The following is a 12,672-nucleotide window of genomic DNA, read 5'->3' as shown; positions in this document are numbered from 1 at the left end:
AACCTCCGGAAACCGGGGTTTACTTGTTACATTTGTAATTGGTACTCAACAAAACTGCCGAAATGCAACTCATCATTCCTACGTTCATTATCCACTGGTACCTCTCGCTTTTCAGCCAGACGTTCTTTCTTCATCGGTATTCAGCGCATAAGATGTTTACGATGAACAAGTTCTGGGAGCGGTTCTTTTATGCGTTGACGTATGTTTCGCAGGGTTCCAGCTACCTGAGCCCCAAAGCGTACGCGATCCTTCACCGGATGCACCACGCCTTCAGCGACACCCCGCGTGACCCCCACTCGCCTCACCATACCAAGAACGTCTTCACGATGATGTGGAAGACCAAAGACATTTACAACGCGATTCTGTTTGGCAAGTCAAAGATTGAGCCGCAGTTTGACAAGAACTATCCCTACTGGCAGACGATGGAAAACATCGGAGATTCCTGGATCTCCCGTGCAGGCTGGGGTACAGCGTATTCCCTGCTGTATATCGGTGCCTTCATCTGGCTGGATATGCACTGGGCATTTTTCCTCCTGCTGCCGATCCACTTCCTCATGGGCCCGATCCACGGTGCAATCGTAAACTGGAGCGGTCACAAGTATGGCTACCAGAACTACGACAACAACGATAAGTCGAAAAACTCCCTCGTTCTTGATTTCCTGATGATGGGCGAGCTGTTCCAGAACAACCACCACAAGCTGCCGAATCAGGTAAACTTCGCTTCGAAGTGGTATGAGTTCGATCCGACCTATCCGATCATCAAGGCCCTGCATTGGATGCACATCATCCGTCTGAAGCCGGTGAAAGCGAAACCTTCGCGTCAGCTGGAAGAAGCATAAGCTTGATTGATATACAAAAGAGAAGGGCGACCAACCGGTCGCCCTTCTCTTTTGGTGCCTATCGGATCAATCAGATCAACTTGCGCTCGGCGTCAAAGGCTTCCAGGTAGTCTGAAACACGTTTGACAAACTGACCGCCCAGTGAGCCGTCCACGATGCGGTGATCGTAGGAGTGGGAGACAAACATCTTCTGACGGATACCGATCACGTCGCCGTCCGGGGTTTCAATGACCGCCGGCTTCTTCACAATCGCTCCGAAAGCCATAATCGCCACCTGAGGCTGCACGATGATCGGCGTACCCATCAGGTTGCCGAACGTTCCGATGTTAGAGACTGTATAGGTGCCGTCGGCCAGGTCATCTGCCTTCAGCTTGTTTTCCCGGGCGCGGCGGGTGAGATCGTTGATCTTCTTCGTCAGTCCGACCAGGTTGTATTCATCGGCGTTGTGGATGACGGGCACGATCAGGTTGCCGTTGGGCAGTGCGACCGCCATACCGATGTTGATGGCTTTTTTGATGAGGATACGATCGCCGTCTACTGAACTGTTGATCAGCGGGAAATCCTTGATAGCCTTGACTACCGCTTCAATCAGCAGCGGCGTGTAGGTGAGGTTTTCACCGTATTCTTTCTGGAATTGACCTTTCATGCGGTCCCGCCAGCGGGAGAGTACCGTCATATCCGTTTCGAGAAAACTCGTCACGTGCGGCGCTGTACGCTTCGAATCCACCATCCTTTCGGCGATCATCTTCCGCATACGGTCCATCTCGACAATTTCGACAGCGGCGCCATTGACCGGTCTGGGAGCAGGTGCCGCGGGAGTAGCCGTCTTTGCCGGTGCAGCTGCGACGGGCTTCGGAGCCTGTGCCCGATCCGTCACGTATTTCAGAATATCGTGTTTCGTCACCCGGCCTTCGGCGCCCGTCCCGGGTACCGTATCCAGTTCCTCCATCGGAATACCCTCTTTCTCGCAAATTGTCAGGACCAGCGGGGAATAGTAGCGCCCGTTTCCTGCGGCAGCAGCCTGACGAGATTCCCGGACGACCGTCGACGCGATCGCGAGTACTTCGTTTTCCAGTGTTTCGGCGACAGCTTCGGCGGAGGGTTCTTCAACGGCGGGAGCAGCTGCCACGGGAGCGTCTGCCGTTGCTCCTTCCGCGTCGATCAGGCAGATCGGCTTGCCGATGACCGCTACGTCGCCTTCTTTCACCAGGATTTCCCGGAGGATACCGGTATGCGTGGAGGAAATTTCGGTATCAACCTTGTCCGTCGCGACTTCCAGAAGAGGTTCGTCGGTCTCGACCCGGTCACCCGGCTTCTTCAGCCACGTCAGCACGGTGGCTTCGTGAATGCTTTCGCCCATCGCAGGCATCAAAATCTCTGTCATAGGATCAAAGTTGCTATAATTTCGGCTGATAAAGTGTCTACTCTTCCTGCAAAAGTACCTTTCTGAGCAGATTCAACAGGTAAATAGCCGACAAATGTATGTTTTGCTGGCGGTCGCCGCCCAGGGTGAGCTTACGTGTAAGGGTTCTTTCCGGCGTAGAAACCGCTATCCAGACTGTACCGACCGGCTTTTCGGGCGTTCCGCCGTCCGGTCCGGCTATACCGCTGGTAGCGAGTCCGAACCAGGTATGGAAGCGGGTACGGATACCTTCTGCCATCTCGCGGATGGTTTCTTCCGAGACAGCTCCATACTTCGCCAGCGTTTCAGGACGGACGCCGAGTGTCTGCTCCTTGATTTCGTTGGCATAGCTTATTACGCCTCCCTGAAAGTAGGCGGAGCTTCCGGGGATTTTGGTAAGCAGGTGAGCAACATATCCGCCGGTACAACTTTCAGCGGCGGAGATCGTCTGTCCGGATGCTTTCAAGAGTGCAGCGATTACCTCTTCGAATTCTTCTCCGTCATAGCCGAATACAAACGGTTGAATAACAGGCAGGATATCCTGAACCAGTTGCTCTGTTTCCTCTTTCAATGCGGCAAGGGAAGTACCCGTTGCCGTTAGCCGCAGTTTGACCATACCCATCGAAGGCAGGTAAGCGAGCCGGATATGCGGGGGGAGAGCATCTTCCCAGGCGGCGATTTTCTCGGCCAGAAAAGACTCGCCGATTCCTACCGTCCGGATCACCCGGTGATGAATAACCGGGAGGGTAAAACGTTGCTTCAGCCGGGGAAGAATCTCGTCCGTCATCAGGCCTTTCATTTCGAAAGGAACGCCCGGAAGCGACACAAATACTGTCCCTTCGTGATCAAACCACATACCCGGCGCCGTGCCCCGCGTGTTGGGAATATAGGTAGCGTTGAGCGGCAGAGCAGCCTGCTGCCGGTTGATGTCCGACAGTTCCCGGCCGCGTTTGCGGAAGAAGGTATCAACGGCTTCCAGTGCGTCGGGGTGAATGGCCAGCGATGTGCCGAAGTATTCGCAAAGCGTGTGTTTGGTGATGTCGTCTTTGGTAGGGCCGAGGCCACCGGTGATCAGGACGATGTCGGCGCGCTCCTGCGCTTCTTTCAATACACGGAGGATTTCTTCCCTTACATCGCCCACCGAACTCTTCCGGATTGTTTTTACGCCGATCAGCGACAGTTCGACGCCCATCCACTGGGTATTGGTATCGGTGATTTGTCCGAAAAGGATTTCATCTCCGATGGTAATGACTTCCGCGGTAACAACTTTCATAAAAAGGGAGACGGAAAATAGTTGAAATCAGGCCGTTCGTCGTGAATCGCCGACTGCACAACCGGATATTCCGGCAACGTGTTTCATTTTGGCCTAATTTTGCGGGTAAAACTACATAAAAAACGGAGGTGTAGCGTTAGGAGGCGATAGGCTAGCGGCTTTAGGCTTTAAGCAATAAGCTATAGGCCTTGGGCTGTAAGATGAACGTTTTCGGCATTTGGCATAAAGCTTACGGCATAAAGCCTATAGCCCGCCCGCCCCCCGAACCATTCCCATTATGAAAAAACTCGTCACGACGGCCGTTGTTCTGGCCTTTTCTCTTCAGATAGCGCAGGCCCAGACCGATACCACCCAGAAGAAAGGAGGCCTTGGCGGCTTTCTGGAAAAGGCAGGCAATATCCTCAGGCAAACGACAGGCGGCAACAGCAGCAGCATGGGCTCCGATGAGATTGCCCGGGGGCTGAAAGAAGCCCTGACCATCGGAATCAAGAATGGTTCGGAACAGGCGTCACAAAAAGATGGCTATTTTGGAAACGCACTCATCAAGATCATGCTTCCACCGGATGTACAGAAAGCCGAAAAGACGCTTCGTAAAATCGGTTTAGGCAAGCAGGTCGATAATTTCATGCTGACGATGAACCGCGGCGCCGAAGAAGCCGCCAAGAAAGCCTTCCCGATTTTCGTCGACGCCATCACCAAAATCACCATTCAGGACGCCATCGGTATTCTGCGGGGGGATAAAAATGCAGCGACGCTGTACCTGAAACGAACGGCATTTGACGGATTGTACAAAGAGTTTACTCCGGTGATCAAAACCTCCCTGGCGAAGACGCAGGCCACCAAATATTACGGCGATATTGCCAATACCTACAACCGGATTCCGCTTATTCCGGAGAAAATAAATCCCGACCTGAACGACTATGTCACGCGGAAGGCGATTGACGGCTTATTTTTGCTTGTTGAACAGGAAGAGGCCAAAATCCGGGAAAATCCCGCCGCCCGCGTCACCGATCTGCTGAAGAAAGTCTTCGGACAATAAGAGCCGGGAACCTATTTTCCTGTTTCATCGCTTTTGACACTATTACTTTAACGGGCAGTCGCCATTTATTTATGAAAAAAGCAGAGATCCACTTCGATATTCAACTGGATGAAAACAACGTTCCCGACAAGATTTTCTGGGACGCATCCGATAACCCGAACGAAGGACTCAACGATACCCAGGCCGTCTCCATTGCTACGTGGGACCGCTACCACCGCGCCACCATGAAACTCGATCTGTGGACGAAGGACATGGAAGTAGGGGATATGAAGCAGTTTTACATTGAGATCATGTCCGGTATTGCGGATTCTGTTACTTCTGCGACCGGAGATAAAAAGATGGCCGAGCAGATCCACGACGTCTGCAAGATTCTCAGCCGCAACCTGAAATCCGAGCTCGAAGAACTGCAACGTAACAGCAAATAAGCATGCGCAAAACCTGGGTTTTCCTGCTCTTTTCGCTGACAGCGCAGGCACAGGTCAGTTTTATTCCGGGGAACCTGCGGACGGCTTTTAACCGGGCTGCCTCCGTCCACAAGCCGGTATTCATCGAGGTATATTCGCCGACGTGTCACGTGTGCGAGAGTTTTGTCCCGGTATTCAACAAGCCATCGGTCGGGAAGTTTTACAACGACCGGTTTGTGAGCTACCGCCTCGACATTAATTCCCAGGAAGCCCAGGGCTTTCTTGCCAAGCAGGGATTGGTTGTGCCGTCGCTGCCGCTCTTTTTGTTTTACGATGAAAATGTGAGGCTACTGCACGCTCAGAACCTGAATAATACAGAAAAAGAGGTGACGGGAACGGGAAGCAAGGCGCTGAACCCGGCCGAAAGGGCCTCGGGATATAAAGACCGTTTTGCAAAAGGGGATCGTGCCGCGGCGTTTCTTTCGGCGTACAGCCTGTATACCCGCATTGTCCGGGATACAGTCTCGAATATTCAGGTGATGAATGCGTATGCGAAGAGTATCCGGCCGGCGGAGTATGTATCGGCCTTTCCACTGATCAAAAAGGCGCTTCTCGATGCTGAAAATCAGCTGTTTACGTATTTTATTACGCACCTGGAAGAATACCGGAAAAAGAATGCTCCGGCTGACGTCAAACAGGCAGGAGAGTCAGTCATTATGGCGACGCTCTATTCCAGCCGGGGAAACCAGATGAGCTCCGACCGTATCAGCAAAGTGGCATCCTACCTGCTTTTGCTGGGTTTCGACAGGAAGACGATGGAAAACCGCAGTCTGTTGCCGGAACTCAACGCTCTTTTCCGCGAGCGGAAGACCCTGCAGGCTATTACGCGGGTAGACCGGTACCTGCAAACGACGCAGCCCGGCCCCGATGAATACCTGTACCTAAGCAACTATCTCCCGGCACGAAGCAGCGACCCATTGGTTCTCCGCAAAGCAGCCGAGTTGAAAGCCAGGGCGCAAAAAAAATAAAATGAGGGCCGTTTCTCACCGAAACGGCCCTCATTCTTTCAAACCCCTGTTTTCTGTGGAGTCTGTGTTTTCTGTGAGAAAAAACAAAATAGCTCACAGAAAACACAGACTTCACAGAAAATTGCGACTTAGAACTGGAAGTAGTTCTTCGCATTGTGATAGCAGATATTCTGAACCATTTGCCCCAACCATTCGAGATCGGCGGGAAGCTCTCCGTTTTCCACGTCGTTGCCGATGAGGTTACAGAGAATCCGGCGGAAGTACTCATGGCGCGGGTAGGAGAGGAAACTACGCGAATCCGTCAGCATACCGAGGAAGCGGCTGAGAAGACCCATGTTCGACAGCGTATTCATCTGCTTTTCCATTCCGTCTTTCTGATCGAGGAACCACCAGCCTGAACCCCACTGGATTTTGCCGGGCAGGGTGCCGTCGTTGAAGTTTCCGATCATCGTCGCAAAGACGTCGTTATGAGCCGGATTCAGGTTGTACAGAATGGTTTTGGCGAGTTTGTTCTCGTTATCGAGCATGCCGAGGAAAGTCGCAAGCGGCCGTGCCTGATCAAAATCACCGATAGAGTCCCAACCGGTATCCGGGCCGAGCTGGCGGAGCAGACGGGTATTGTTGTTTCGCAGTGCGCCGAGGTGGTACTGCTGCGTCCAGCCTTTTTCCCAGTCCATCAGGGCAAATTCAATCAGCATGGCCGACTTGAATTTCTGCCGCTCTTCGAAGGTCGGCAACTGCCCGCTGCGTGCCTTGGCGAAAATCGTCCGGATTTCTGACTCCGTGTATTCCACGGAATAGATTTGCTCCAGTCCGTGATCGGAAAGACGCCCGCCGAGAGAAGCGAAAAAGTCGTGACGCTTCCGGAGACCCGCCACATAGTCGTCATAAGTAGCAATCGATCCGCCGGTGAGTCCTTCTACCTTGTCGACATACTCGTTGAAGAGATTCGTGTCGTCGATCGACAACATCGCTTTATCCGGCCGGAAAGTCGGAAGTACCTTCACTTCAAACCCTTCTTTGGCGAGTTGCTGGTGAAAGCGGAGGTCGTCTGTCGGGTCATCCGTCGTACAAACGACTTCTACGTTCATTCTCCGGAGAAGATTGCGAACAGAGTAATCGGGTGTCTGAAGCAGTGAGGTAGCCTCGTCGTAGATATCTTTGGCAGAAGCGGGATTGAGTACCCGGTCGATGTTGAAGTACCGCTGAAGCTCCAGGTGCGTCCAGTGATACAGCGGGTTCCGCATGGTATAGGGAACCGTTTCCGCCCATTTCTCGAATTTCTCAAAATCGGACGCTTCGCCGGTGCAGTAGCGCTCGGAAACGCCGTTGGTCCGCATGGCCCGCCACTTGTAGTGATCACCATAGAGCCAGATCTGGGAGAGATTGGCAAAGCGCCGGTCTTCCGCTATCTGGTCAGGAGGAAGATGGCAGTGGTAATCAATAATTGGCATTTCCCGTGCAAAATCGTGGTAGAGCACACGAGCGGTTTCAGTCTGGAGGAGGAAATCTTCGCTCAGGAACGGCTTGACAGACAATAATGTGGCGTTCATACGATAGCGTTCTTTCTCTCAAGACAGGCCTTGACCGTTCTATCCCTGAAAAAAGATGTAAAATCTTCTCGCAAGAAATGATGAAAGAACCAAAAAGGGATTATTTACGAAGTTGTACGGGCTTGCCGAAATGGGTCTGGAGGAAGTAGGCGGCGTTTTCGTCGCCCAATTGTGCTGCCGCTTCCCAGTCGATCCGCGCCGAGTCAAAATGCCGCAGCCGGTAATGCGCTTCCCCGCGGAAACGGAGTACCTCCGGGTTTTCCGAACGCGAATGCCACACGGCTTTGTCCAGTTCCAGAAAAGCGGGATGAATTTCGCCAAGCTCCAGGTGTGACAAACCCTTGTAGAGAAAACATTCCCACTGGGTATTATCGAAAGCAGTGGACTGCGTGAAATCATATAGCGCGGAATGATAGTTGCCAAGCTGGTACTGGCAAATACCGCGGTACAGAAAAGCGATAGCCGATTTGGGATAGCGGTTTACAAGAAGGGAAAAATAGGCGCAGGCTTCTTCGTATTGCTTGCTTTGTACCAGCTCAATCCCTTCGGAGAAGCGCCTCCGGTCTTTGTCCGCAGGCGTATCATGATCATCCGTAAAGTAACGGATGATCACGTAGGGGATAAAAAGCAGTATAAGCGCTATCGTTTCCATGACCGGCTACAGATATTCTCCCTGCACTTTCCGGGGCAGGCTCCGGACGATCAGTTCGTAGGAATGATCGATCAGCTCCCGCACCAGAGCGTCGGGGACAACCGGCGTAGGTGCGAGCGTATTCCAGTGTTTTTTATTGAGGTGGTAACCCGGAATGATCCAGTCGTACTGCTCACGCAGTTCGACCGCCCGTTCCGGATCACATTTCAGGCTGCAGCGAAAAACGGGCTCATCGAGACTCGTCAGTGCAAAGATCTTTCCGCCGACCTTGAAGACGAGCGTCTCCGGGCCGAAGGGCGTCTCTTCTGCTGCTCCATTTTTGCTCAGGCAATATTCCCGGAACGATTCGAGGTGCATACCTATCGGGTAAAAGCCCGTATGATCATCACGATCAGACAGAACAGAAACATCAGAATGCTGATCCGGTTGATACCGTGCATGACCCGCAGGTTGAAACTGTCCGGGCGTGACGGGTCCGGCTTCCGGAATACCCGCAGGAAATAGCGGAAGGCCTCTCCCAGGCGAAATTGTTCTTTGACGCGATTCGAGTCCATGGTTATGCTTGTTGAAGGGCAGCGGCCTCCGGCTCCCGCCAGACACCGTCTTCCCGCATGAGTTCAATGAGTTCGTCGAGGGCTTTGTCGGCCGAAACAGAACGCTTCACGAGCTGCTGCCCCCGGTACAGCGCAATTTTGTTAACGCCCATTCCTACGTATCCATAATCGGCGTCGGCCATTTCTCCCGGACCGTTTACGATGCAGCCCATGATACCGATTTTAACGCCTTTCAGGTGATCGGTACGCTTGCGGATCAGGGCAGTGGTTTCCTGGAGGTCAAACAGCGTCCGGCCGCAGGAAGGGCAGGAGATGTATTCCGTTTTGCTCATCCGTGTCCGCGCAGCCTGCAGGATGCCGAAACCGAGGGAATTGAGCAGGCGAACCTGTCCGTCTTCCTGTCCGGCAAACGGGCGAAGCAATAGTCCGTCACCGAGACCGTCTACCAGCAGTCCACCACAATCGGTCGCGGCAAAAAGCATGCTTTCATCCGAATCGGCCGAAGGCTGTTCCCACTGTATGACGACCGGCAGGTGAATCCGGTTCTGGATCAGCCGGAAAAACAGGCGCCGGAGTTCCGGCATGGCGTGTGCATTGGTGGTGGTAATCACCAGCACCAGCAGCGGATCTTCCTGCAGGTAACTGAGAATATCTCCTTCCGTTTCCGCCAGAGTGAGGCGGAGAAAATGGAGGGAAGTAAATCCTTTTGTTACTTCCGCAAGGTATTCCTCCCGGTTGAGCAAAGGATAGGTATGTTCCTGATCATCAATCGATTTCCAGGTTTGAAAATCGACGATTTGTTTGAGCCCGTTCGGCAGCATGAACGGCACCGCAGCCGCACCGGTATAGAGGTAATCGGCGCCGAGGTCGTTCATGGCCCATTTGTCCGTCGCCGGAAGGTAAAAATGACCTATGGTCTGCAAATCAGTAGGTTCCTGCACACGGATACCAGAGAAATCGGCGATAATCCGGGGGACGTTCTTTCCGCCGAAATTCCCGACTTCGGCCGTTTCCCGCCTGTGGTACGCGAAGGGGTTCACCGGAGACGCGTCGATCGCAGGAATAGGCGTGGCTTTTGAAGCGCGGTCATCGTACCGGCGTACCAGCGCCTGAGCAACCGGAATTTCGAACTCCGGATCTTCCGTCAGGCTTACGCGAATGGTATCGCCCAGCCCGTCTTCCAGCAAGGTACCGATACCCATCGCAGACTTCACGCGACCGTCCTCTCCCTCGCCGGCCTCGGTTACGCCGAGGTGCAGCGGGTAGGGCTGGAGATTTTCGTCTTTCAGCCGCTTGGCGAGAAGGCGGTAGGCCTCGACCATTACTTGAGGATTGGAGGACTTCATCGAGATGACGAGGTTGGTATATCCTTCGTCTTCACAAATCCGGAGAAACTCCAGTGCCGATTCCACCATGCCGTTCGGCGTATCTCCGTACCGGCTGAGAATACGGTCTGACAGCGAACCGTGGTTCGTCCCGATCCGCATAGCGGTTCCGTACTCCTTGCAAATCTTCACCAGCGGGAGAAACTTGTCCCGGATGCGCTGTATTTCAGCCTGGTATTCCGATTCGGTATACTCAAGTACTTCAAAACGCTTCTTGTCAGCGTAGTTACCGGGATTGATCCGTACTTTTTCGACCAGCCGCGCCGCCAGTTCGGCCGCATTCGGTGTAAAGTGTATATCGGCGCAGATCGGCGTGTTGTAGCCGCGACGCCGCAGTTCTTTGCGGATATTATCCAGGTTCTGCGCTTCCTTGACGCTGGGGGCTGTAATTCGTACCAATTCACAGCCGGCTTCGATCATGCGGATCGATTGTTCGACGGAACCTGAGGTATCCATCGTATCGATCGTCGTCATCGACTGCACCCGGATAGGGTAATCAGATCCAAGCCAGAGGTCTCCAATCCGCACAGGAATGGTTTTCCGCCGGGAATAAGCCGTCAGCGAATCACAATAGTCGGTGCCGGAAAACACGTCCGGCACGAATAAGCTGGGTTCGTTCATGAAACAAATGCAATAGAGCAAAGGTACGATCCGGTCAATGGAAACGCGCCCATTATTTTGTTTTTCTGTCCTGCTGAAACACCCGTTCATCCGGAATTGTTTCCACTGACAACAGCTTGACAAGTATCCTCCATATCCTGCTCACTCTCTAAAATCGGCATCCGGATAGTTCAATATTAAAGAATGATCATTCAATCTATATTTGTAAAGTATTGATTGTCAGTAAAACAAAAAATCCCGGTCGCAAAACCGGGATTTTTTGTTTCAGGATGTCGGAAATCGCCGCCACATCTATTCCAGTAAGAGCAGCAGACTGACCCCGTAGGTTCGAATTCTAATGCTTCATTCCGATCTTATGCCCCTTGGATGCAAAAAACAGGATATACAGGTAGCAAGGCATCACGGCGACAAAGTAGGCCAGGCGGAAATCAAGGTGCATGGTTTCGGAAAGCAGTCCGTAAAAGAGCGGCCAGATAGCGCCCCCGGAAATACCCATGATCATAACAGCTGAGCCGATTTTGGTAAACTTACCCAATCCCTGAATACCCAGCGGGAAGATAGCCGGCCACATCAGCGAGTTGGCCAATCCGAGCAGCGCTATAAACACGATGGACGAGAATCCGGGCAGCACGAAAGCGAGGATGGAAAAGATAATTCCGAGCACTGCACAGATATAAAGCGCTTTCTGTTGGCTGAGGTACTTGGGAATGGCAATAATGCCGATGATGTACCCGACCAGCATACAGGAAAGCGTCAGCGAAGTCAGGTAGTTACTGATATCAGCGGAAAGCCCGAGCCGTTTTCCGTAAACACCGATAATATCGCCGGCCATTACTTCAGCAGCGACATAAAAGAAGATGCAAAGGGCTCCGAGGAATAAATGCGGAAACTGGAAAAGGCTGGTTTTGGCTTCCTGTTTTTCTTTTTCCTGATCGACTACTTCGTTCTCTTCCTCCACATGCGGAAGTTTGACTTTCATGAAAACAACTGCCAGGATGGAAAAAAAGATGGCAAGAACCACCGACGGCGTATTCACACGTCCGAGAAGCTCGCCTACATGCTGGAATCTTTCGGCTTCAGTAGCGGCGGAAGCGATCTGTTTTTCGACAACCGATGCGTTCGCCAGGAAGAGCGTTCCCATGACAAGGGGAATGATGATACCGGCAAACTTGTTGCAAATACCCGCAATGCTGATCCGTTTTGCGGCGCTTTCAATAGGGCCGATGATCGTCATGTAAGGATTCGCCGCCGTCTGAAGCAGCGCCAGTGCAGAACCCTGGATGAAGATACCCACCAGAAAAAGGCTGAAGGATTGAAGCCGGGCTGCGGGGATAAAAACAAGAGAACCGAACGCCAGAACGAACAGGCCGGTTACGATGCCGTTTTGGAAGCCCAGTTTTTTCAGAATAACCGAAGACGGCAGCGCCAAAAAGAAAAAGGCGATATAAGAAGAAAAAGTAACCAGAAAGGACTGTGTATCCGAAAGGCTGAATGACAGTTTGAAAAACTGAATCCAGGTACTGTTGGCCCAGGTGACGAAACCAAAAACGAAAAAGAGGATACAAATCATCACGATCGCCAGCGTATTGCTTTTGGGCGTAACCTGGGATGCGACTCCGGTTGAGTTTATTTCGGACATGTCTGACTGGGTTTGTTTGTTTGGATCGTCATTTAGAGGGATGAATCAGCAGTCTGCCGGACGGCTCGGAGGCGGCGCCGGTTGGGCTGACGTGAAGGACAGGAATAACTATCTTCGTCAATAACGTCTGCCGGGAGAGAATGTTGGAACGAAGGGGCTGCGCTGGTTTTCGCGGGAGAAAACCGGGAATGGGAATGATCCGGGTCTTCCGGCCTGCCGTGTGCCTGACGTAGCCGCGGAAAACTGCCGCTGTTTGATAGACATAGAGAGTTTAGGTAACGAA

At 52.6% G+C, this 12,672-nt stretch carries 12 protein-coding genes; 4 read left to right on the top strand and 8 right to left on the bottom strand.

Annotation, left to right across the window (positions count from 1 at the left end):
• Window positions 1-62 precede the first annotated feature (62 nt).
• Window positions 63-839 carry an acyl-CoA desaturase gene (locus BLR09_RS15330; protein WP_093204278.1) on the top strand — a complete coding sequence of 259 codons (777 nt, stop codon included), beginning with the start codon at window positions 63-65 and terminating at the stop codon, window positions 837-839.
• Between the two features lie 70 nt (window positions 840-909).
• Here the strand turns inward: BLR09_RS15330 and BLR09_RS15325 are convergent, their stop codons facing one another.
• Window positions 910-2,223: a dihydrolipoamide acetyltransferase family protein gene (locus tag BLR09_RS15325; RefSeq protein WP_093203962.1), complete on the bottom strand. Its 1,314-nt coding sequence runs from the start codon at window positions 2,221-2,223 to the stop codon at window positions 910-912.
• Window positions 2,224-2,260: 37 nt separating this feature from the next.
• Window positions 2,261-3,514, bottom strand: a complete 1,254-nt coding sequence (locus BLR09_RS15320; RefSeq protein ID WP_093203958.1) for a competence/damage-inducible protein A — start codon at window positions 3,512-3,514, stop codon at window positions 2,261-2,263.
• Between the two features lie 277 nt (window positions 3,515-3,791).
• Between BLR09_RS15320 and BLR09_RS15315 the strand changes: the two genes are divergently transcribed.
• From BLR09_RS15315 to BLR09_RS15305, 3 genes are all read left to right on the top strand, one after another.
• Window positions 3,792-4,553, top strand: coding sequence for a DUF4197 domain-containing protein (locus tag BLR09_RS15315; RefSeq protein ID WP_176785566.1), 762 nt, complete (start codon window positions 3,792-3,794; stop codon window positions 4,551-4,553).
• Between the two features lie 71 nt (window positions 4,554-4,624).
• The gene (gldC, locus tag BLR09_RS15310) at window positions 4,625-4,978 is read left to right on the top strand and encodes a gliding motility protein GldC (protein WP_093203953.1); all 354 of its coding nucleotides are present in this window, start codon (window positions 4,625-4,627) and stop codon (window positions 4,976-4,978) included.
• A gap of 2 nt (window positions 4,979-4,980) precedes the next feature.
• Window positions 4,981-5,985: a thioredoxin domain-containing protein gene (locus tag BLR09_RS15305; RefSeq protein WP_093203950.1), complete on the top strand. Its 1,005-nt coding sequence runs from the start codon at window positions 4,981-4,983 to the stop codon at window positions 5,983-5,985.
• Window positions 5,986-6,113: 128 nt separating this feature from the next.
• On the opposite strand, the gene uxaC is transcribed toward BLR09_RS15305, so the two are convergent.
• From uxaC to BLR09_RS15275, 6 genes are all read right to left on the bottom strand, one after another.
• Window positions 6,114-7,538, bottom strand: coding sequence for a glucuronate isomerase (gene uxaC / locus BLR09_RS15300; RefSeq protein ID WP_093203948.1), 1,425 nt, complete (start codon window positions 7,536-7,538; stop codon window positions 6,114-6,116).
• Between the two features lie 100 nt (window positions 7,539-7,638).
• Window positions 7,639-8,190, bottom strand: coding sequence for a tetratricopeptide repeat protein (locus BLR09_RS15295; RefSeq protein ID WP_093203945.1), 552 nt, complete (start codon window positions 8,188-8,190; stop codon window positions 7,639-7,641).
• A gap of 6 nt (window positions 8,191-8,196) precedes the next feature.
• The gene (locus BLR09_RS15290) at window positions 8,197-8,547 is read right to left on the bottom strand and encodes an MmcQ/YjbR family DNA-binding protein (protein WP_093203943.1); all 351 of its coding nucleotides are present in this window, start codon (window positions 8,545-8,547) and stop codon (window positions 8,197-8,199) included.
• A 2-nt stretch (window positions 8,548-8,549) separates the two neighbouring features.
• Entirely contained in the window at window positions 8,550-8,744 is a 195-nt protein-coding gene (locus BLR09_RS15285; RefSeq protein WP_093203940.1) for a DUF6728 family protein, read from the bottom strand.
• 2 nt (window positions 8,745-8,746) lie between these two features.
• On the bottom strand, window positions 8,747-10,750 hold the full coding sequence (gene ispG / locus BLR09_RS15280) for a (E)-4-hydroxy-3-methylbut-2-enyl-diphosphate synthase (protein WP_093203938.1): 2,004 nt from the start codon (window positions 10,748-10,750) through the stop codon (window positions 8,747-8,749).
• Between the two features lie 334 nt (window positions 10,751-11,084).
• On the bottom strand, window positions 11,085-12,389 hold the full coding sequence (locus tag BLR09_RS15275; RefSeq protein WP_093203936.1) for a sugar MFS transporter: 1,305 nt from the start codon (window positions 12,387-12,389) through the stop codon (window positions 11,085-11,087).
• Window positions 12,390-12,672: the final 283 nt, after the last annotated feature.

This window comes from Siphonobacter aquaeclarae, from assembly GCF_900103285.1.
GTDB lineage: Bacteria > Bacteroidota > Bacteroidia > Cytophagales > Spirosomataceae > Siphonobacter > Siphonobacter aquaeclarae.
This window is presented reverse-complemented; position numbering and strand designations above follow the sequence as displayed.